Here is a 20,400-nt window from a genome sequence, read left to right on the forward strand (position 1 = left end):
GGTGGCTCGGGATCTGGCTGCGGCATCGTCTTTTTTACCTGCAAGGAGGCCTTCATGCGCCCGATCCCCCTCACCGCGTTGTTCACCCTGACCCTGGCTGCCGCCGCTTCTGCACAGGCCGCCAGTCTCAAGGATGTCGCGCCCTACCCCGAGGCCGAAAAAGGCTTTACCCGCCAGGTCATCCACCTGCCGGCACAGGCCGACGAGTCGGCCTTCAAGCTGGAGGTACTGGCCGGCAAGCAACTGCAGGTCGACTGCAACCGCCAGCACCTGGGCGGCAACCTGGAAGAACAGACCCTGCAAGGCTGGGGCTACTCCTACTACCGCCTGGAAAAAGTCATGGGCCCGGCCTCGACCTTGATGGCCTGCCCGGACGGCAAGAAACAACAAGCCTTCGTGCCGGTGATCGGCGACGGTTTCCTGCTGCGCTACAACAGCAAGCTGCCGGTGGTGGTCTATGTGCCTGACGGTGTCGAGGTGCGCTACCGCATCTGGTCGGCCGCAGACGACGTGAAGAAGGCTACAGTGGAGTAAAGGGTTCCACACACGAGGAACGCGGCATGAACGAAGTGCTCTGGCGCCCCGGCAAGGCGCGCATTCAGGCCAGTCGCATGGATGCCTTTCGCCGTGAAGTCAATCGCCGGCATGGCCTGGCGCTTGCCGACTACTTCGAGCTGCACCGCTGGAGCATCGACCAGCGTGCCGCGTTCTGGCAGACCCTGGCCGAGTATTTCCAGGTGCGCTGGCATCAGCCGGCCACCCGGGTGCTCGACGAGGGCGCGCACATGCCCGATGCCCGCTGGTTCAGCGGTGCCACCCTGAATTTTGCCGAACACCTGCTTAAGCGCCGCGATGAGCGAACCGCGTTGATCGTGGTGCGTGAAGACGGTGAGCGGCAGACGATCAGTCATGCCGATCTGGCCGCCCAGGTCGCCGGCCTGCAGCGCAGTTTCCAGGCCGTCGGCATTGGCGTCGGCGACCGCGTGGCGGCGTGCATGCCCAACACCTGGCAAACCCTGGTGGCCATGCTGGCCTGCACCAGCCTGGGTGCGGTCTGGTCCTGCTCGTCGCCGGAGTTCGGCACCCACGGCATCATTGATCGCTTCGGCCAGATCGAGCCGAAGCTGATGATCGTCTGCGCCGGGTACGCGTACGCCGGCAAGGCCATCGACCAGGTCGACAAAATCAACGAAGTGCTGGCCGGGTTGCCCAGCGTCGAACAGGTCGTGGTGGTGCCCTACACGCGCCTCCACACACGCGTTGACGAATTCCACAGCAGTGCACCGATCAGCCTGTGGGACGATTTCTACCAGGCCGGTGGTGAACCGCTGTTCACCTCGCTGCCCTTCGACCACCCCCTCTACATCCTCTATTCCAGCGGCACCACCGGCGTGCCCAAGTGCATTGTCCACAGCGCCGGCGGCGTGCTGCTGCAGCATTTGAAGGAGCACGGCCTGCACAATGACCTGGGCGCCGACGACGTGCTGTTCTACTACACCACCTGCGGCTGGATGATGTGGAACTGGCTGGTCAGTGGCCTGGCCCTGGGCACCACCCTGGTGCTCTATGACGGCTCCCCCCTGCACCCCGGTCCCGAGCGCCTGCTCGACCTGATCGACAGCGAACGGATCACGGCCTTCGGCACCAGTGCCAAGTACCTGGCGGCGCTGGAGCATGCCCATGTGCGGCCTCGCCTGAACCACTCGCTGGCCTCGCTCAAGTTGCTGCTGTCCACCGGCTCGCCGTTGTCACCAGAGAGCTATGACTACGTCTACCGCGAATTCAAGGCGGACCTGTGCCTGGCCTCAATGTCGGGCGGCACCGATATCTGCTCGTGCTTCGTCATCGGCAACCCGGTGCTGCCGGTGCGCCGCGGGCAAATCCAGTGCAAGAGCCTGGGCATGGCGGTAGACGTCTGGGACGACAACGGCCAGTCGCTGGTGGGCGAGAAAGGCGAGCTGGTGTGCACCCGGCATTTCCCGGCCATGCCCCTGGGCTTCTGGAACGATCCGCAGGGCGAGCGTTTTCGCGCCGCCTACTTCAGCCAGTTCCCCGGGGTCTGGGCCCAGGGCGACTACGCCGAGCAAACTCCGGAAGGCGGCCTGCTGATCCACGGTCGCTCGGACGCTGTGCTCAACCCCGGCGGCGTGCGCATCGGCACGGCGGAAATCTACCGCCAGGTGGAAAAGATCGACGAAGTGCTGGAAAGCGTCGCCATCGGCCAACGCTGGCACAACGACGTGCGCGTGGTGCTGTTCGTGCGCCTGCGCGAAGGCCTGCAACTGGATGAGGCGCTGCAGGCGCGTATCCGCCAGGTGATTCGCCGCAACACCACCCCACGCCATGTGCCGGCGGTGATTGCCGCGGTCAGCGATATCCCGCGCACCATCAGCGGCAAGATCGTGGAGCTGGCGATTCGCAACGTGGTGCACGGCGAGCCGGTGAAGAACACCGACGCGCTGGCCAACCCCGAAGCCCTGGCGCAATTTCGCGACCGACCGGAGCTGCGCGATCAGGCATAATGCGCGGTTTCAGCGCTTTGCACAGGTACAACGAAATGAAAGCACAGGCCCGGCACATTCTGGTCAAGACCGCCGAGGAGGCCGAACAGCTCAAGCAACGCATCGCCAAGGGCGAGGCGTTCGATGTGCTGGCCAAGAAATACTCCACCTGCCCCTCCGGCAAACGCGGCGGCGACCTGGGTGAAGTGCGCCCGGGGCAAATGGTCGGGGCCATCGACCAGGTGATCTTCAAGAAGCCGCTGCGTACCGTGCACGGCCCGATCAAGAGCAAGTTCGGTTATCACCTGGTGCAGGTGTTCTACCGCGACTGAAGACGCTCGCCGCGCTGCTGCGCCTGGCCGGCCAGGTCATTGCGCAGCCCCATGATCAGGCTGGAAATCGCCCGGCTGCTGGTCAGCTGTTCAGCCTTGATCCCGGTCACCAGCAGATCGACCTGCTCACTGCTTCGATCGAATACCCGCACGGTCAACGAGCGGTCGGCGGCCTGGGTACACTGGCAGCGTACCGGTAAGAAACTGCGTTCAATGATGTTGCGCAACTCCAGGGTCGACAGCATGGGGATCTCCTTGGCAGGTGGCGGACAACCGTTCCGTGTGTCCGGTCCGCCCCTTAGCCTAGGCCATTTCCCTGGGCCTGCTCAGACTCTTTCCCTATAAGCACCAAGGCATTTATCTGGCCACTCCGAGGTAATGGCCTATGGCTACCTATCATTTTTGCCAGTTGTTCAGATCGTTTTTCATCTTTATCTCTAAGGCAAGACCCCGTCCGGTTCTAAACAGGGACACCGGTTCGGCAATGGTCGCTTGCCCTGGCATGGATGAGGAACGATCCGATGCGCCCCTCTCTGCTCGCTGCACTCGTCACACTGCCGTTGCTCAGTCTGGCAGCAAGGCCCACTCAGGCCGCCTGTACCTTCACCCCTACCACCGGTAACGACAGTTACCTCTGCGACAGCGGCACTGCGCCGTCGTTAACCGATCCCTCGGGTGACAACAGCCTGTCCCTGCCGGCCGGCGGCAGCGGTGGTATCGATGGCGATGTCACCTTTGGTGCGGGTGCGGACCGGGTCGACATGGCCTCCGGGGAGGTCGGCGGCAACCTGGACCAGGGCAAGGGTACGGACCACATCAATATGGCCTTCGGAGTGATCCGCGGCAACGTGCAGCAGGGCGAGGACAAGGACACCTTCACCATCAGTGGCGGCGAAATCCTGAGGAGCCTGCTCCAGGGCGATGGGCTGGACAAGTTCAAAATGACCGGAGGCTGGATTCATGGTGCCTTCGAGGATGGCGATTTCGCCGAGATGGACGCCGGGCGTATCGGCCGGGTCGACATGAGGCTGGACAAGAACACCTTCATCATGCGCGGCGGGACGATCGACGGCAACCTGGTCACCGGCTTCGACCTTGACTATGTCGAAGTCTTCGATGGCTTTATCGGCGGCAACATCAGTGTCAGCGGTGGTGACGACCAAGTGCTGGTGCATGGCGGCAGCGTCAAGGGTGAGGTGCGGCTCAGCACCGGCAATGACCGGTTCACCTGGGATGGCGGCAACATTGGCGGTTCCGTGCTGCTCGGTGACGGAGATGACCAGGCCACGCTGAAGAACCTGGGCGCCGAGCAGTTGAAGAACAAGGTCAATGGCGACGCCGGGAAGGACGAGTTGACCTTCGATACCAGCACACCCACCACCGGCTCGCTCTACTCCGGCTGGGAGCGGATCGACCTGAACAACGGCAGCGTCCTGACCCTGGACGACACCCTGGCGCTGGGCGATGCCACCACCGGCACCGGTGTACTGAACATCGATGCCAGCAGCAGCGTGGTGTCGCAAAGCGGCGCCATCGGCCCCTCGCAGCCCGGACAGCACGTCACCGTCAACAATGCCGGGCTCATCGACCTGCGCAGCGGCGGCAATGCCCTGGGGCGCCTGACCATCAATGGCAACTATGTCGGCAATGGCGGCACCCTCAAGCTCAACACGGTGCTGGCCGGTGACGGCGCGGCGTCGGATCGGCTGGTGGTCAACGGGGGAAGGATTTCCGGCACCACCAACCTGCAGATCAGCAACTTCGGCGGTGCCGGGGCGGCGACCAGCCAGAACGGTATCCAGGTCGTGGAAGCGGCCAGCGGCGCTATCAGCAGCAGTGGCGCCTTCGTCCAGACCCAGACCTTGTCAGCCGGCGCTTTCGACTATCGTTTGTTCAAAGGTGGGGTCACACCTGACAGCGTGAACAGCTGGTACCTGCGTTCCGCCGTGGTAGCGCCTGCCCCCGTATCGCAGCCCGAACCCGTCGATCCTGGGCCCGATCCCGTTGATCCGGGCCCGGTCGATCCAGGTCCAGGTGAGCCGATCGCCGTGCTGCCAGCGCCGCAAGCGGCGCCCGCCCCGGGACAACCTGACCTGCCGGCCCCGGCACCCGGCGTGGTTATTCCCCTGTACCGCCCGGAAGTCGCTGTCTATGCGGCGGCGCCTCGTGCTGCGGCACTGGCGGCCCGTTCGGCGCTGGGCACCTTTCATCAACGTCAGGGCGACCAGAACCTGTTGAATGAACGGGGTGCAGCATCGGCCAGTTGGGGCCAGGCCTACGGCAACCACTTTCGCCAAAGCTGGTCAGGCACTGTAGACCCGAGCCTGGATGGCGACCTGTATGGTTTCAAGGTTGGCCAGGACCTGTATGCCTGGCAGGGCGACAACGGGTATCGCCAGTTCGTCGGTCTCTATGTCGGCCATAGCCGCCTGAACGGCGATATCAAGGGCTTCGCCCTGGGCATCGAGGACCGTTCGGTGGGCGACCTGAAACTCGACAGCGACAGCGTCGGCGCTTACTGGACCCTGGTGGGCCCGCAGCGCTGGTATGTCGATGCCGTCGTGCAATATTCGGACGTTGACGGGCGGGCGAAATCCGACCGTGGGGACAAGCTGGACCTCAACGGGCACGCGTGGATCGCATCGCTGGAAGCCGGTTATCCCATTGCGCTATCGCCGCAGTGGGCCCTGGAGCCCCAAGCGCAGATCATTGCCACCTCCGTTTCGCTGGACAGCGCCGATGACAGCGTTGCCCACGTCGACTACGACGCCCAGACAGAGTTGACTGGTCGCCTCGGTGTGCGCCTGGAGGGCAACTTCAAACCAGGCGCCGTACCCTTGCAACTCTACCTGACAACAGATTTCTGGCATGGCGATGGTGGCCGCGACACCCTCACGTTTGACAACGTCGACCAGGTCAAGACCGACTACCGCTACACCTCGATGGATATCGGTACCGGGCTGGTCGCACAGCTCAACAAGAGCATCAGCCTGTATGGCGGTATCAAGTACGCCGCCAACCTCGACGCCCATCAACAGGAGGGGGTCGGCGCCGACCTGGGGGTGCGGATCAGTTACTAGGCGCGTCTGGCTGCCAGCAAGCCGATCCCGGCACAGCCGAGCAGCGTGGCACTGACCCGGTTGAACAGACGCCGTGGCCCGGGCTGGCTGAACCAGCGCTGCAGGTAGGCACCGAGCCAGCCGTAGATGGCGATGGCCAGCCACTCCAGCAGCAGGAACAGGCCGCCCAGCCAGGCGAACTGCTCGGCCACCGGCACCGGGCTGCCCACCTGGACGAACTGCGGCAAAAACGCGGTGAAGATCAGGATAGCCTTGGGATTGCCCGCCGCTACCCAGAACTCCTGGCGTGCCAGACGCAGGGTGCCAAGGCTGCGCTCGGCCACCTGGGAGTCGGCCGCCACCGGTGCCCGCCACAGTTGCCAGGCAATGTAGAACAGGTAGGCCGCGCCCAGCAGCTTGATCGCCAGGAACAGGTACTCGCTGGTGTGCAGCACCACCGCCAGGCCCATGGCGGCCAGCACGATCATCCCGGCAAACGCCAGCAGGCGGCCTACGCCGGCCACACAGGCGATGCGCAAGCCGTAACGGCTGGCGTTGTTCAGTGACAACAGGTTGTTCGGGCCGGGTGCCATGTTCAGGGCAAAGCAGGCGGGCACGAACAGGGCGAGTGTGGACAGGTCCATGGCAGCGCTCCGGTGACGGGAAGCGGCAGAATCCAGTCAGTAGCCCGGGTGAGTCAAGGTACAGTTGGGCAAAAAAACTGTTCGCCGCCGCCAAGTCCCGGTCCTTTGCACAACAGCCACTTAGCGCCCGGTTACAGCGAATCGCTTGAACCTGGCCGCCGATCAATAGCAAAACAATATCGATCCTCTTCCGGTCATTGACTATACCTGCTCCTGGCACATGAGTGCCCAGGTGCACGGAGGCTGCACATAGGACGCAGTTCGAGGTCGCCTGACCTGTCAACTCAAGGAAAAGGAAGTTCCACATGGATAGCATTGGAGTCAGCGCCGCCCAGATCAACTGGAGTGGCGGTCAACGCATCACCCTCAAGTCCGGCGACACCGCCACCTGCACCACGCTGCGCCCCGGCCAGTTGTATGGGGTGTTCCTCTACAACTCGGCGCAGAACGACAACAACGCCACGGTCAATGTGGTGTGGAGCAACAGCCAGCCCCCCTGCCAGATCACCGTTCCCGGCACCACGGCCAATGCCGGCCTGGCCTCGGTGGGTTTTGTCTCGGGTACCGACACCCAGACCATCTCCCTGTCGGTGCCGCCCAACAGCGGCATCGCCCAGGTCGATGCGTGGCTCGGCAGCGTGAGCATGCCGACCAACACCGCCGGGCTGAACAACCAGCCGTTGCAGGCCAACGGCGAGCAGGTGCCCTTCAACAAGTACGCCCGCTATTACGCAGTACCGCCGTCGAAGTGGATGAGCCTGACCATCGTCAGCACCATCAACCAGTTCGTCTCCTGCCAGTTCCGTCAGGACAAGGCCGTGGTGTTCGTGGTCAACGAAACGTCCAACGGCTTGCTCTCCGGGCAGATCAGCTCGATGGGGCCCACGGCATCGGAAGCCGGGGCGGTGACCATCAGCACCTCCAACACCCAGAGCATCAAGGAAAACCTGCAAGGTGACGGCACCCAATGGGTGTGGATGGACGCCGACAGCCAGCAGAACTCGCAAACCGCCAGCATTGCCTTGCAGTCCCTGTAGCAGCAGGTCCTGCTTGGGCGCCTCGGGAGGCCCCCGCCGTGGGGCCTTCCTTTTCACCGTTCAGTCGGTGCCGAGGTTGGCCAGGCTGAGGCTGTCCAGTTCCAGCAGGCTGAAATGACCACGGGCCCAGCCGGCGGTATCGATGTGCCAGATATTGCCCAGCACCCGCACCTCGCGCAGCGGGGTATGGCCGACGATCAACGCCCGCAGGCCTGAGACCGGCCTTTCATCCTCTTCCTGCAAGCGCCGCCGCGACCACTGGCAGTACTCCTCCACGTCCCGTGCCCTGGGCGCCTTGAGTTGCTCGCACAACTCGGACCAAAGGGCGAACGGGCAATCGGCATGCAGCAGGCCGACCAGCCCGCCTGCCGTCTCTACTTCAATGGCCATTGGCATGCGGGCAAAGCGCGCGGCGAAACGGACTTGCTCCTCGCCCGGCAGGTCGAGAAACCAGCCGCCGCCTGCGGCGCGGTACTGGCCGTAGTCCAGCCAGCCACCGCTGGCATGGGTGATCGCCAGCGCTTCATGGTTGCCCTGGACCGCGTGAAACCAGGGCTGATCCAGCCAGTGCAGGGCCTGCGGGCATTCGGGGCCGCGATCGACCAGGTCACCGACGCTGAACAGCCGGTCCACCGCCGGATCGAAGCCGATCCTGTCCAGTTGCGCCTCCAGGCGCTGGAAGTGGCCGTGTATATCGCCCACGGCATAATCCCGACCCTGTGGGTTGATGGCGTACCGCTCGATCCTGCTCACCTGGCCTCCCCTGACCCGCCTGCCCTGGCGGGGGTACAATATAGAAGCGGTGCAGACCGCTGCACCTGGAGGTGAATCATGCGCCCTGTCCTGACCCTTGTCGCCCTGAGCCTGCTGGCCAGCAGCAGCCTGGCGCAAACAGCCCCAACGTCCTCGGTCGAGGTCAACTACGACAAGCCGGAGGACTTTCGCGATGCCAGCCTCGACAGCAACGGCTATGAACGCGGCGCCGACGAGCAGGTCATGAAAGAACTGCGCAGCTACCTGCAGTCCCTGGGCAAGCGCTACCTGCCGGCAGGCCAGACCCTGCGCATCGACATCCGCGACATCGACCTGGCCGGGCGCTTCGAACCCTGGCATCCCCAGGCCTACACCATTCGCTTCATGCGCGATATCACCTGGCCCAGTATCGACCTGCACTACGTCCTGTCGCAACAGGGTCAGGCCGTGAGCCAGGCCAATGCCCACCTCACCGACAAGTTCTACCTGCAACGCCCGGGACGGCGCGCCACCAGCGACCGCCTCTATGCCGAAAAGGCCATGCTCGAGGAATGGTTCCGCAAACAATTCGCCGTGCAGCGCCAGAACTCGTCCTGAACCGACCGGACCGTTGCGCGGTCCGAGTCAGTGTACCCCTGTACAGAGGACATACCGATGGTCACTCACTACAAGGTAGCCGGCCACCTCGCCTGCGGTCACCATGGCAACAACCTGGTGTCCACGACCGAGCTCAACCGGGTCAAATGCCGTAGCTGCCGCAACACCGATGCCTACAAGGACGCCCGCCGCGACCAGCGCAACGCCGCTCGCCGAGCCGCCCGCAAGGCCCGCGCCCACCCGGTAGCCAGCGACTGGCGCGGCGCCTGGGCCGAACGCCTGGCCGCCCTGCCCGGGCTGCAACGTCTGCCGCGGGGCTTTCAAGGCCAGGGCTTTGTCTGAAATCCCCGCAACAGGCCTGAAAGCTGTCCATTGAACTATGCTCAAAGGTCGACACGAGCCTTTTTCACACGTGTCCGACGGGTTCCATGTCTATCGGGAGAACCGTTATGAAGTACCTGGCAGCGTTTTTCGTCGCCCTGACCCTGGGCAGTCCGGCGTTCGCGGATGAATGCTCAACGAAGATCAAGCAACTCGAAGATATCCATAAGGCCAGTGGCCAGGCCCTGTCGGGCGGCAAGGTCGAAGAGTTCCGCAGCTTGCTGGCACAAGCCAAGCAAGCACAAAAGGATGGGGACACCCAGCTGTGCAATGCTTCGGCCGACCGGGCCCAGCAGATCTATAACACCGCACGTAACAAGTAAGCCCTCTTGCGCTTGAACCTGACCACGGGAAACACAGGGTCCCGTGGTCAGGGATCAAAGCCCGCTGTAAATCATGACTAGACTGATCAAGGCCATATGTACACATCGCCATGCAATGACGCACCGGGAGGCTTCCCATGCCTTTGCGCTTGCCCTTGATCATTTCCTGCGTGTTGATCGCCGGCCTGTTCGGCATGTCGTCTGCGCAAGCCGCCTGTCCCGCGGTAAAAAGCCAGGGAATCGACTGTTACATGTTCGAGAAAACACCGTCCTCCTTCCTCGCCGACGGCCGCAAAAGCGTGGTGCTGTTCTTCATGTACGTCTGCCCCAAGTGCGGTCCGCTCTACCAGGTCACCCGGGACTGGGACAAGCAGGTAAAGGGCATTGCAGTGATCCGCTGGCATGTGGGTTGGCGCGATGACGAATTGGGACGGGTGGATTTCGCCCTGCAAAAGCACAAACTGTCGAGCTTGATGAGCGAATCCCTGTTCGAGGCGGTACAGACCAAGCGCTACAAGGGCCCGGATGACGTCGTCGCCTGGGCCAACACGACCCTCCCGTCACTGGCCAAGGGCTTGAAGCAGACCATCGACTCCCAGGAGGCCCGCGAGTTCGTCGTGGGCGTGGACCACATGGCCCGCCTCTACCAGATCGAGCAAGTGCCGAGCTTCATCGTCAATGGCAAGTACCGGGTGACAGTCAAGGACACTCGGCCCGAAACCCTTGCCGAGCTCGAGCCGCTGATTAGGGCACTACAGGCAGAGGGTTAACGCTTATCCGGACTTTTCCCTCCCCCAGGCATCCGCCTCATCCTTCGGGATGATCTGGAACTGAGCCTCAAGCTCTACCTTGGTTGCGGTGTTAAGGTCGGTCCCTTGCTTGGGCAGCAACATCCACAGCCACACGCCCACGGCGCGGTCCGGCGAAGGCCCGTGATAGGCCGTGGTGAAGGCCCTCTCGAATCGCGCAAGCACTGCCGCTTCCCATGAACACCAGGGCGGTCAATGCGGCGCCCATCCAGCGGCAACCTGTCGGGCGGTGCAACGTTGTCACATCAATGCAAGAGAGGACGGGAGTGGGTGCCATGGCGTATCTCCCAAGGGTATCAAACGCCCTGAAGAGTGTAGACGACTGCCCCGCCGGCTCTTTTGCCTTATTGAAGGTCGGCGCCGTTTCACCCGGCTGTCAGGCAGCAACCCCCAGGATGATGTGGGATGCCTTGATAACCGCGGTGGCACTGACACCGGGCTTGAGCCCGAGTTCGGCCACGGCATCACGGGTCACGATCGAATACACCTTCGCGCCACCGGCCAGTTCGATCACCACTTCGGCGTTGACGGCACCGTCGGTGACGCTCAACACCTTGCCTTCCAGGCAGTTGCGCGCCGAAAGGCGAATGTCGCTGGACTCGGTCATCAACATCACCCAGGGCGCCTTGACCAGGGCGATGGCCTCCTTGCCGACCGCAATGCCCAGGGTCTTGATGCTTTCCAGGGTGACCACGGCGACCAGTTGTTCGCCGCCGGGCAAGGCCAGTACCACTTCAGCATTGACCGCACCTTGCTGTACCTGCTGAACCTGGCCTTTGAACACATTGCGTGCGCTGACTTTCATGAGACAGCCCTTTTCTTGACTTTAGGGTTAGGATTTCGCGCATCATCACGGTTACCGTCATGTAGTCTCAACTATAGCGCTCGGAAAACCCGGCGCTGGCGAGCCCCGCCCTACTGAACGGCGGGCCCGGGTCAGAGCGACTTGCGCATGAATACACGGGCGAAACCGTTTTCAGTTGCCCGGTGTGTTTCCAGGTATCCCTGCTTTTTATAGATGTCGATGTTCTCGGTCATCCGCTCATGAGTGTAAAGCCGAATGGCCGTGCAGCGGGCGCGACGGGCGTAATCCTCGCAGAACAGCATGAGCATTTTGCCGATGCCCTGGCCCTTGTAACGCGGCATCACCGCAATGTTTTCAAGGAGCAGTTCCCCTGCTTCCTGGCTCAACACCAACACCCCGGCGATGTCCTCATCGACCGTGAGTACGTAGACCTGCGAACGGTCGAGGACCTGCCGATAGTCCTCGCGCATGGGCCCCGGCGTCTTGCCCATCCTGGGTACATAGTGACGGTAGGCCTCGTTGACGAGTGCCGTGATGCAGTCCACATCCTCACGATGAGCCCGGCGAATGGTTCTTGTAGGCTGCAATGCGACCTCCTGACTGAATGACTATCCTTAACAGCCAGTGTACTGGAGCGCAGAGCATGTTCAGATACCTGCTTTTACTGTTCACGGGCCTGGTCCTGTGCATGAACCAGGCAATGGCGGACAGCCTCAAGATCAGTGTGATCGGTGCCGGCAAGGTCGGCGGTACGCTTGGCACGCTGTGGGCGAAGGCGGGACATTCGGTGATGTTTTCCTCGCGCCACCCCGAGACGCTGACCGGACTGGTCGAATCCGCCGGCCCCGGCGCACGCGCAGGTTCGGTGAACGAGGCTGCGCAATGGGGCGATGTCATCGTCTTGAGTGTGCCCTACGGCGCCATGCCGGTGCTGTCCGAGCAACTCAAAGGTTCGCTGGACGGCAAGGTGGTGTTCAGCACCAGCAACCCGTTCAGCGACCGGGACGCCGATGTCGGGCGCAAGGCACTGGAAGTGGGTGTGGCCCTGGCGGACCGGCAGTACCTGCCCGGGGCGCGCCTGGTGCGGGCCTTCAACGCCATCGGCTACGCCGCCATGAAAAACCAGTCCGGCACAGGCAAGGCGATTCCCACCTTCGCCGACGACGCCCGGGCGCGGGAAATGGGAGCCCGACTGGTGCGCGACGCCGGCTTCATCCCGGTGCTGCTGCCGCTGGCGCGAGCCGATGAAGGGCTGCCAGGCGGCCCGCTCAGCGGCGTGATGAGCGAGGCCGAACTCAAGCAGAGGCTGGGCGAGTAGCCGCTGCCAAGTCGCCCCGATCATCCCCCTAGCGCAATGATCCCGAGCATCAATGCCGTACCGACGATCGCCAACGCCATGCCCGTCGCCCAGGGATTGCCACCCGAGTGGCGCGCCAGCATCCAGCCGGCGGCAAACAGCAGCAGCAACGCCACCAGGTTGGAGGCACGCACGGCCAGCGCGGCGTTGCTGGTCAGCAAGAACGGGATCACCACTGGAAAGGTTGCCAGCACGACCAACAAGAAAACACCCAGGGCGCCGAGAATATCCATCGCCCCCAAGCGAGCGCGGTCCGGCTCGCCCGAGTCGCCGGCCAGACGTTGACGCAACAGCTCCAGTACCTGCGTGTCCGCTGCCGCAGCGATGCGCGGCGGTAGCGCATCGGCGATCACTCCCCGCCCTTCTTCTGCGCCGGCATCGTTTTGCAGGAAGGCCATCAAGTTCCGGTTGCGGGTGCGCTCGGTCCATGTACGCAATACATACATGACCGCGTCGGCAAGGCCCCAGGCCAGGTTGCAACCGAAGGCGGCGATCAACATGAGTCGCACGTCCTCACGGCCTGCCGTCGCAACGCTCAAGGTACCCACGAACGTCATCGCCATCAGCAACCCGAAGATCACCTCGGTCACCCGGTCGACAGGGTCGAGAATTCGATTTCGTCTGTCCTCGCTGGGCCTGGCCATACCATCCTCGTTGCATCTGGTCATATGAACGTGCGCCCCATGGCACCACAACCGATAACGTGCGGCCCCAAGAAGACGATGCATCGCGCCAGCGTTGCCAGCGCATGCCGACAAGCATGGCTGATCTAAGCTCACCTTGCGCGTTGGTTTCGGCATTCCTTACTAGACTTGCGTCTGCATGGCTCGATTCGCATCAGCACGAGGAGTACCTCGTTGCTCACCTGAATGCTGGTCGTCGTACCCGTCGCAATCCTGCCGGAGTTCGTCGCGCCAGCCATTTGCAGGCACACCGCATGAACGACATCCAGCCGGACGACCCGGCAGGGCCGCCGCGCCACCGCACTCCAGCCGCACATGGCTGGCAGCGCTGGCTGCCGGGCATTGGCATGCTGCGTGAGTACCAACCGGGCTGGCTGCCCAAAGACCTGGTCGCAGGGCTGGTGCTGACCGCCATGCTGGTCCCGGTCGGTATCGCCTACGCGCAGGCTTCGGGGGTGCCGGGCATCTACGGTCTGTACGCCACCATCGTGCCCTTGCTGGCTTATGCCCTGTTCGGCCCCAGCAGGATCCTCGTGCTCGGCCCCGACTCGGCACTGGCCGCCATCATCCTCGCCGTGGTGCTCCCGCTCTCCGGCGGCGACCCGCTGCGCGCCATCACCCTGGCCAGTGCCATGGCCCTGGTCTCGGGGCTGGTGTGCATCGGCGCCGGGTTGTTGCGCCTGGGCTTTATCACGGAACTGCTGTCCAAACCTATTCGCTACGGTTACATGAACGGCATTGCGCTGACCGTGCTGATCAGTCAGACGCCCAAGTTGTTCGGCATCTCCGTCGACAGCACCGGTCCGTTGCGCGACATCATGACTCTTGGCCAGGCACTGCTGGACGGCCAGGCCAACTGGGTCGCCTTTGCCGTGGGCGCCGGCACCCTTGCGTTGATCCTGCTGCTCAAACGCTTCGAGCGTTTGCCCGGGATGCTCATCGCCGTCGTGGCCGCCACCCTGGTAGCGGGTAGCCTCGATCTCGCTGCCAGCCATGGCGTCAAGGTGTTGGGCGCGTTGCCGCAAGGGCTGCCTGGTTTCGCATTTCCCTGGCTGCAGGCGAGTGACCTGGTCACCGTACTGGTGGGCGGATGCGCCGTGGCACTGGTTTCGTTTGCCGACACCAGTGTGCTGTCCCGTGCCTACGCGGCCAGGAGCCGAAGCCAGGTCGACCCCAACCAGGAAATGGTGGGGCTGGGTGTTGCCAACCTCGCAACTGGCTTGTTCCAGGGCTTTCCCATCAGCAGCAGCTCGTCGCGCACGCCCGTCGCTGAAGCCGCCGGCTCCAGAACGCAACTCACCGGGGTCTTCGGCGCGCTGGGCGTGGCCTTGTTGCTGCTCCTGGCCCCCAACCTGCTCGAGCACCTGCCCAACAGTGCGCTAGGCGCAGTGGTCATCGCGGCGGCCATCGGCCTGTTCGAATTCAAGGACCTCAAGCGCATCTACCGCATACAGCGTTGGGAGTTCTGGCTGTCGATGACCTGTTTCATCGGCGTGGCCGTTCTCGGCGCGGTGCCAGGCATTGGCCTTGCCGTGGTGGTGGCGGTGATCGAGTTTCTCTGGGACGGCTGGCGCCCTCATTACGCCGTGCTCGGTCGTGTCGACGGTATTCGCGGTTACCACGACATCAGCCGCTATCCCCACGCCCGCCTCGTACCGGGCCTGGTGTTGTTCCGCTGGGATGCGCCCTTGTTCTTCGCCAACGCCGAGCTCTTCCAGAACTGCATTCACGAAGCGCTTGCCCAATCACCGACGCCGGTACGCCGGGTGGTGATCGCGGCCGAACCGGTCACCAGTGTGGACGTCACCTCGGCTGACATGCTGATCGAACTGGATCACTCATTGCGTGCAGCGAACATCGAGTTGCGCTTCGCCGAGATGAAGGACCCGGTCAAGGACAAACTGCTGCGCCTGGAAGTCCTGGAACACCTGGGCAACGACATCTTCCATCCGACGATTGGCACCGCTGTCGATGCCTACCTGGAAGAGCACAGTGTTGACTGGACACCCTAGCGTCTTGCTGGCTCCAGGCGTCAGGCCAGCTTGATCAAGGAGCCCTGCACCTCATCCCTTGCATGGCGCAGATCCTCTGCATCCTGATTCAACCGATGAACCACGCCAAGCAGGCGCTGGCGAAGTACTTCATCGTTCAACCGATCAATTGCGCGCATCACATCAAGCGCTGCGGATTGGTTATTTGCTGCAACGCAATCCAACGTCTTGCGAAGGTTTCTTGTCGATCTGGTCACTTGGCAGACCCTCCTGAGTCCGGCAAGCAGCCTACAACACGAATATGTCTTTTTAGTTTCTGCCGCCTGCATTCGGATGGGCGGCGCATGCAGGAGAACGTCATGAAGGTGCAGGCCAGGGCGAAGAGGACGGCGCCCTCACCTGCTGATCACGACCCTATGTGCGAAAGCTCTTCATCAATGACTTGCTCTGCCTTGCTGGCAGCGGTCGTCGCAAACGCGTAACAGACCCGGAAGTCCTTTTCTGTGACCGATGCTGATCCCTGCAAGTGCTCCAGGCACCGTGTTAACGCATGCTTTATCAAGCCATCGTTCAGAACAGCGCGGGCAGCCTCTTCGCCGTCAACCGCTCGAATGGCAGCTTCGATATCTTCGATCTGCTGAATCTTACCGGCCAACGCGAGCTTGGCGGCCGCATCCCGCGCGATGATTGTGTTCCAAGCGTGATCAACTATCAGCGTTTTCATTAGCAGCCCCCTTCTTCCGGGTTCATACCGGGTCATCAACCAATAGCCCACTTCAACGAATCACCCCAGCCTCAAGGCCTGGTGCCTGGCCGGCAGCACGATCACTCATCTTCATCCAATCGAAACCTGCTCAAGACTGGGGATCCCGACAGATGGCTGGTCTCGACCTCAACATGCCGCCCGCCACAGTGCTCGCAATTGAACACCTGACTGTCGATGTCATCGTCAAAGTAAAGCTCTACGGACGTCTCTTGCTTGCAATTCTGACAGTTGAGTTTTTTCGTCATGGTTGTAACCCCTGAGCGTCTCACCGTCTGAGCGAAGACCGAAGCACATGGTCGGTTGGACAGATTACTCACCCGACCTGTCGCGAGCTGCTCAAGCGTAGATTGCCGTCAGATCGGTGATCATGGGGATCGGGCGCGCCTTGCGGTTGGCCTCAAGCCAAACCCTGGTCCGATCTACATCAAGCCTCTCCCGGTTTACGGATAGCAAGCGCTCCAGCGTCCCAGAAAGTCGATAGTGGCCGCACCCGTTGCTACACCTGAGCTCAGTCCAGTCCCCAAGAATCGGAAGTTTTTCTGACTCAGCACTGCATACGAAACATTCCATCATCAAGCCCTCCGTTGAGTGACCAAATGACTTTAGCCTATCCAGGGCGAGGCATCTTCATGCTCACAGCAATCGACCTGTTCGCCGGCCTTGCCTGAATCAGCGCAGGCAGCCTGACCCTCCGGTGCTGCCCGTCCTGACCCGGGCGAACGATCCATGGCGAGCGGCAGAGCGCCGGGCTGACGCCGCTCAAGACTCATCAGCGAGTCGGAAGCTGAACTGGGCAGGGGCTCCCGGTGCCTTGAAGTAGGTTTCCTCGATATGCAAGGCCCCGCAAAGCTTGCAGTTGAAGACTTGCCCGTCGATGTCCTTGTCGTAACGCAGTTGTACTTCAGTTTCTTTGCCGCACTTTTTGCAAGTCATCTTCGGGTACATGGCAGCCTCCAACCCCGCAAAGCCATAAGCATAGCGCTATAGGTTAGAGGAGTATGGTTGAGCCTGCCCCGTAACCCCTCCCCTACAACTCACTGCGACTGTTTCGCACGCCGCTGGTTTCTGATCCTGATGAACGTGAATACGATGTTCGGCAGCATCATGATGATCAACATCCCCGAGAAGCCAACATGACCGGCTTCGTGAAGGAAGGCGCCCAGCGCGATAAAAACCAACGTGAACAAGAACCGCTGCGATAAGAACTTCTCTAGTCCTCTCACTCTAACCTCTTAGATTCATTAACAAATTCCCTACGATTCTACAGCTTCCACCACGAGCATCGAGCGCTATTGCCGGGACGAAAAAGTGCTCTCAAGCTCATGGCGTCTCTCGCGTTCCAGGGCATGGGTGAAATCCCGGCTAGAAATCATGCCGAACGTGTCAACCATGTCCCCGCACACCTGTCCACCCTGTGTCCGGTCCATACAACGGGCAAAAGGCAAGCGCTGCGGCGGTGTGATCCGAGGATGAGCCATGAGAAATCGCGACGATGTCCCGCCGATCTACTACGACGGCCGGGACTGCCGCCAGCGCGGCGGCGACAAGCTGGCCAACCCCTTCAGCGCCATCAGCATCAAGGGCGCCTGGTGGCTAGCAGGCTTCAACGACATGGATCTGTTTTCAGTGTCGCGCACAAATACCCCGCTTCAACGAATCACGCCACCCCGGCGAGGAACGGAGCAGCTACCCATTGCGCCGAGCGACTTCATCCCCAGCACTGCCCCTGACTACCGCCGTAAAGCTCCCCATGAATCGGTGGCGCAGCTCCCTTGGCATATCGTGAGAGAAGTGAACAAGCCAGGAGCCATCACCCAGCTGCAAAGCTTCCCTACGGTATCGCTCCACTTCGGCTTCATCTATTCCGACTTCAGCTGCCACTTCCTGATTCGTTGGTTCAGCATCCATAGCTTTCTATTCTCCTTGGACCGGTTATTTACGATCAGCCAGTCCGCTATCGATAGCATAGAGCCATTACTTACGCCAACTTCAACGCCACCTCGGCGAGGATCGACCATGCCCAATCGAATCGTCTGCCAGTTCCGTTGCGGCGCCGCTTGCTCGACACCATCAGCCAGCCTGGCGATGAAACGGCGCGCACTTGCTCGTCAGACATTTCCATTTAGTACTGACTTCATGCCATGTGCGGACGACGTATGGCCTTCGCCAGTGAGGCTTGACCGCGATATCGTTCCCGGCCGACACCCTGCGCCCGGACAACCACCGGCTGACCATGCACATGGCGGGCAATGCGGTACCGCCGCTGACTGGTCAGCGTGTCATCGAGGCCTTGATGAAGGCAGCTTAACCACCCACATCTATTGCGCCGAAGCATCGGCACCGTATCAATTTGGCTTGATTTCCGTATACCAGTGGGGCGGCTCACCTACCCCCCAGATCACGATGTTGATCTTTTGGCAGTGCTCACACTGGAACTCAAACTCAGGCCTTGGGTCATCGGGGTCGAAGTCCATTGCCTCCCCACAGCCCGCACAGCCCGACATTAGCGTCTCTTTATTGTCATGCTCGCTCATAACGCGCACCTCTCTGCAATACGTTAAGCGTAGCCAACTCCAACGCCACAGAATCACGCCAGCCCGACGAGGTATCTCCATATGCACCTCATCGAGCGTGCGCTTCATGCGCTTGGCCAGGCCAGACATTGGCCAACCTTCGCAAAATGGCATCGAAATCAGCCATGTCGACCAGTCCTTTTGTGTTTCAACCCGGCAAAGGCGGGATGTGGATCAGAGAGCCAAGTGTTACAATCGAACACTTCAAGCTCGCGCTCAATGCATTGGGCATCCGTGAACGTCGGCAGTACGACACGCGCCATACCTACGCAACCATGTGCCTAATGGCTGGGATGAACCCCGCGTTCATCGCGAACCAACTCGGCCACAGCGTCGAGATGTTGCTCTCTACCTACGCAAAATGGATCAGCTCCTCCTCGGACTGGAGGGAGCTGGAGAAGCTGCCGGCTCGAGTCGAATTGGCCCGAAATTGGCCCAGAACAGACAACGGCACCTAAATACACCTCTGGAACCCCCGCAGGAACATCACTTGATCTCCACCGCTAACATCACCATGCGCTCTGTCATGGGGTTTAGCGGGTGGGGATGTGCTGATTTTACTGGGCGAAAGCCCCCTCGCTCCCCCACCAAAACGCACAGGTTGGTTCGCGAATTGGTCCGACGGCACTCATCCAGTTATGATGCCGATCCGGCATAACTCTGGGATAACGCCAATGGCTTTCGGGGACTTGTGACGGCCTCTATCGACCCGAAGCGGCCGGTCGCCAAGTGCCACTTTCGGCCCAAAGCCGTCAGTTGATTGAAAAGTGATCCGTTAATAGCGACTCATTTGGCTGAAAACTTCCCCAGGCATTGAACTGCTCCCAGCACGTTCACGCAGGAAAGCGCGGCTTAACGATGTAGAATGTGGAATCCACCCGAGGTCAGATTCAATCGACGGCATCGGTGTTCGATCAGCGCCAACAGTCGAGGTGCTAGCCAAGGGGGCACAATGTCCAAGTTAATTGTCGATAGGGAGCGCTTGCTCGGCACAACCCTGCTGCTGTGCCTCTGCTTCATTTTGCTGATTCCATATGCGCATGCAGGTGGATCTGTCTCTGTCAGAGGTTATATCAGGGCTAATGGAACCTACGTTGCTCCGCATATGCGCTCGGCTCCAGACGCCAGTTTTTCCAACAACTGGTCGACCGTTGGTAACGTAAACCCTTACACGAGCAAAATAGGAACTAATATAACGCCGCCCTTAGGCACCTCCAATCCTGGGTACGGAATCTACACCGTTCCAGCAAATAATTCTGGAACCACCTCGATAGACTTGACGACAGACCCTACCAAGACCATTGAGTCCGAGACTAAGAGCCTCGGCAGGCTGCCCCCTTACACAAGAAAAAATGGAACTATAGGGTCACACCCCTTGGGCACCTCCAGTACTGGTTACGGAATCCACACCGCCCCAGCAATTAACTCTGAAACCATCTCAACAGGCTTGGTGACGGATCCTAATAAGACCGTTAAGTCCGGAAGGAACCTCGGACTGAACACCTCAGAACGCCAGTCCCTTGAGAGCGCTTGCGTGATGGACAAAATGAAAGGGCCCGCGGCCTACAATCAATGTCTGACGAGCCAGCTGAAAGCCTTCAATGCGGGGCCGAAGCAACCTGACCTGCGCACACTAAACACATCAGAACATCAGTCCATTGAGAGCGCTTGTGTGATGGACAAGATGAATGGGCCCGCGGCCTACAATCAATGTCTGACGAGCCAGCTGAAAGCCTTCAATGCGGGGCCGAAGCAACCTGACCTGCGCACACTAAACACATCAGAACAT

Annotated in this window: 23 protein-coding genes and 2 pseudogenes; 15 read left to right on the top strand and 10 right to left on the bottom strand. The window is 61.4% G+C overall.

What is annotated here, in order from left to right; translation table 11 throughout:
* Positions 1-54: 54 nt before the first annotated feature.
* From eco to ACIQUS_RS09655, 3 genes are read left to right on the top strand one after another with little or no spacing between them, the layout of a single operon-like run.
* Positions 55-534 carry a serine protease inhibitor ecotin gene (eco, locus tag ACIQUS_RS09645; protein WP_403046013.1) on the top strand — a complete coding sequence of 160 codons (480 nt, stop codon included), beginning with the start codon at positions 55-57 and terminating at the stop codon, positions 532-534.
* A gap of 26 nt (positions 535-560) precedes the next feature.
* Entirely contained in the window at positions 561-2,522 is a 1,962-nt protein-coding gene (locus ACIQUS_RS09650) for an acetoacetate--CoA ligase (RefSeq protein ID WP_403046015.1), read from the top strand.
* Between the two features lie 35 nt (positions 2,523-2,557).
* Positions 2,558-2,833 carry a peptidylprolyl isomerase gene (locus ACIQUS_RS09655; RefSeq protein ID WP_007932676.1) on the top strand — a complete coding sequence of 92 codons (276 nt, stop codon included), beginning with the start codon at positions 2,558-2,560 and terminating at the stop codon, positions 2,831-2,833.
* Here ACIQUS_RS09655 and ACIQUS_RS09660 read toward each other — a convergent pair.
* On the bottom strand, positions 2,821-3,078 hold the full coding sequence (locus ACIQUS_RS09660) for a DUF1652 domain-containing protein (RefSeq protein WP_403046019.1): 258 nt from the start codon (positions 3,076-3,078) through the stop codon (positions 2,821-2,823). The two genes, ACIQUS_RS09655 and ACIQUS_RS09660, sit on opposite strands and share 13 nt — an antisense overlap.
* A gap of 276 nt (positions 3,079-3,354) precedes the next feature.
* On the opposite strand from ACIQUS_RS09660, the gene ACIQUS_RS09665 reads away from it, so the two are divergent.
* Positions 3,355-5,913 (top strand): autotransporter outer membrane beta-barrel domain-containing protein, encoded by a 2,559-nt coding sequence (locus ACIQUS_RS09665; protein ID WP_403046022.1) that lies wholly within the window; start codon positions 3,355-3,357, stop codon positions 5,911-5,913.
* Here the strand turns inward: ACIQUS_RS09665 and ACIQUS_RS09670 are convergent.
* Entirely contained in the window at positions 5,910-6,536 is a 627-nt protein-coding gene (locus ACIQUS_RS09670) for a LysE family translocator (RefSeq protein ID WP_403046024.1), read from the bottom strand. The two genes, ACIQUS_RS09665 and ACIQUS_RS09670, sit on opposite strands and share 4 nt — an antisense overlap.
* Positions 6,537-6,841: 305 nt before the next feature.
* On the opposite strand from ACIQUS_RS09670, the gene ACIQUS_RS09675 reads away from it, so the two are divergent.
* On the top strand, positions 6,842-7,573 hold the full coding sequence (locus ACIQUS_RS09675; RefSeq protein WP_403046027.1) for a hypothetical protein: 732 nt from the start codon (positions 6,842-6,844) through the stop codon (positions 7,571-7,573).
* Positions 7,574-7,633: 60 nt separating this feature from the next.
* Here the strand turns inward: ACIQUS_RS09675 and ACIQUS_RS09680 are convergent, their stop codons facing one another.
* The gene (locus tag ACIQUS_RS09680; protein WP_403046030.1) at positions 7,634-8,326 is read right to left on the bottom strand and encodes a metallophosphoesterase; all 693 of its coding nucleotides are present in this window, start codon (positions 8,324-8,326) and stop codon (positions 7,634-7,636) included.
* A 78-nt stretch (positions 8,327-8,404) separates the two neighbouring features.
* Here ACIQUS_RS09680 and ACIQUS_RS09685 point away from each other — a divergent pair, with 78 nt between their 5' ends.
* From ACIQUS_RS09685 to ACIQUS_RS09700, 4 genes are all read left to right on the top strand, one after another.
* Positions 8,405-8,923 carry a DUF3016 domain-containing protein gene (locus ACIQUS_RS09685; RefSeq protein WP_403046033.1) on the top strand — a complete coding sequence of 173 codons (519 nt, stop codon included), beginning with the start codon at positions 8,405-8,407 and terminating at the stop codon, positions 8,921-8,923.
* A gap of 57 nt (positions 8,924-8,980) precedes the next feature.
* Complete coding sequence (locus tag ACIQUS_RS09690; RefSeq protein ID WP_403046036.1) at positions 8,981-9,265, top strand: hypothetical protein; 285 nt, start codon at positions 8,981-8,983, stop codon at positions 9,263-9,265.
* A gap of 107 nt (positions 9,266-9,372) precedes the next feature.
* Complete coding sequence (locus ACIQUS_RS09695; RefSeq protein WP_403046039.1) at positions 9,373-9,627, top strand: hypothetical protein; 255 nt, start codon at positions 9,373-9,375, stop codon at positions 9,625-9,627.
* 137 nt (positions 9,628-9,764) lie between these two features.
* Positions 9,765-10,397, top strand: a complete 633-nt coding sequence (locus tag ACIQUS_RS09700) for a hypothetical protein (RefSeq protein ID WP_403046042.1) — start codon at positions 9,765-9,767, stop codon at positions 10,395-10,397.
* A gap of 415 nt (positions 10,398-10,812) precedes the next feature.
* Here ACIQUS_RS09700 and ACIQUS_RS09705 read toward each other — a convergent pair whose 3' ends face one another.
* The gene (locus ACIQUS_RS09705; RefSeq protein WP_403046044.1) at positions 10,813-11,241 is read right to left on the bottom strand and encodes a molybdopterin-binding protein; all 429 of its coding nucleotides are present in this window, start codon (positions 11,239-11,241) and stop codon (positions 10,813-10,815) included.
* A 131-nt stretch (positions 11,242-11,372) separates the two neighbouring features.
* Positions 11,373-11,711 (bottom strand): GNAT family N-acetyltransferase, encoded by a 339-nt coding sequence (locus ACIQUS_RS09710; RefSeq protein WP_403046047.1) that lies wholly within the window; start codon positions 11,709-11,711, stop codon positions 11,373-11,375.
* Between the two features lie 173 nt (positions 11,712-11,884).
* On the opposite strand from ACIQUS_RS09710, the gene ACIQUS_RS09715 reads away from it, so the two are divergent.
* Entirely contained in the window at positions 11,885-12,559 is a 675-nt protein-coding gene (locus tag ACIQUS_RS09715) for an NADPH-dependent F420 reductase (protein WP_403046049.1), read from the top strand.
* A 20-nt stretch (positions 12,560-12,579) separates the two neighbouring features.
* Here the strand turns inward: ACIQUS_RS09715 and ACIQUS_RS09720 are convergent, their stop codons facing one another.
* A complete protein-coding gene (locus tag ACIQUS_RS09720; protein ID WP_403046051.1) occupies positions 12,580-13,242 on the bottom strand; it encodes a hypothetical protein in 663 nt (220 codons plus the stop codon).
* A 293-nt stretch (positions 13,243-13,535) separates the two neighbouring features.
* Here ACIQUS_RS09720 and ACIQUS_RS09725 point away from each other — a divergent pair, with 293 nt between their 5' ends.
* A complete protein-coding gene (locus ACIQUS_RS09725; RefSeq protein ID WP_403046054.1) occupies positions 13,536-15,293 on the top strand; it encodes a SulP family inorganic anion transporter in 1,758 nt (585 codons plus the stop codon).
* Positions 15,294-15,313: 20 nt separating this feature from the next.
* Here ACIQUS_RS09725 and ACIQUS_RS09730 read toward each other — a convergent pair whose 3' ends face one another.
* Both ACIQUS_RS09730 and ACIQUS_RS09735 read right to left on the bottom strand, forming a co-directional pair.
* Positions 15,314-15,529 carry a hypothetical protein gene (locus ACIQUS_RS09730; RefSeq protein ID WP_403046057.1) on the bottom strand — a complete coding sequence of 72 codons (216 nt, stop codon included), beginning with the start codon at positions 15,527-15,529 and terminating at the stop codon, positions 15,314-15,316.
* Between the two features lie 149 nt (positions 15,530-15,678).
* Positions 15,679-15,996: a hypothetical protein gene (locus tag ACIQUS_RS09735; RefSeq protein ID WP_403046060.1), complete on the bottom strand. Its 318-nt coding sequence runs from the start codon at positions 15,994-15,996 to the stop codon at positions 15,679-15,681.
* A 152-nt stretch (positions 15,997-16,148) separates the two neighbouring features.
* On the opposite strand from ACIQUS_RS09735, the gene ACIQUS_RS09740 reads away from it, so the two are divergent.
* Positions 16,149-16,298 (top strand): hypothetical protein, encoded by a 150-nt coding sequence (locus ACIQUS_RS09740; RefSeq protein ID WP_403046062.1) that lies wholly within the window; start codon positions 16,149-16,151, stop codon positions 16,296-16,298.
* Between the two features lie 499 nt (positions 16,299-16,797).
* On the opposite strand, the gene ACIQUS_RS09745 is transcribed toward ACIQUS_RS09740, so the two are convergent.
* A complete protein-coding gene (locus ACIQUS_RS09745; protein ID WP_403046064.1) occupies positions 16,798-16,983 on the bottom strand; it encodes a hypothetical protein in 186 nt (61 codons plus the stop codon).
* 1,231 nt (positions 16,984-18,214) lie between these two features.
* Between ACIQUS_RS09745 and ACIQUS_RS09750 the strand changes: the two are divergent.
* Positions 18,215-18,346, top strand: a pseudogene (locus ACIQUS_RS09750) (DNA cytosine methyltransferase); the annotation flags it as partial.
* Positions 18,347-18,383: 37 nt separating this feature from the next.
* Here the strand turns inward: ACIQUS_RS09750 and ACIQUS_RS09755 are convergent.
* Positions 18,384-18,701, bottom strand: coding sequence for a hypothetical protein (locus ACIQUS_RS09755; protein ID WP_403046066.1), 318 nt, complete (start codon positions 18,699-18,701; stop codon positions 18,384-18,386).
* Between the two features lie 35 nt (positions 18,702-18,736).
* On the opposite strand from ACIQUS_RS09755, the gene ACIQUS_RS09760 reads away from it, so the two are divergent.
* Together ACIQUS_RS09760 and ACIQUS_RS09765 are read left to right on the top strand one after the other, a co-directional pair.
* Complete coding sequence (locus ACIQUS_RS09760) at positions 18,737-19,069, top strand: integrase (RefSeq protein ID WP_403046069.1); 333 nt, start codon at positions 18,737-18,739, stop codon at positions 19,067-19,069.
* Positions 19,070-19,563: 494 nt separating this feature from the next.
* A pseudogene (locus ACIQUS_RS09765) lies at positions 19,564-20,400 on the top strand (hypothetical protein); the annotation flags it as partial.

Origin of the sequence: Pseudomonas sp. NPDC090755, from assembly GCF_044769005.1 — a bacterium.
GTDB lineage: Bacteria > Pseudomonadota > Gammaproteobacteria > Pseudomonadales > Pseudomonadaceae > Aquipseudomonas.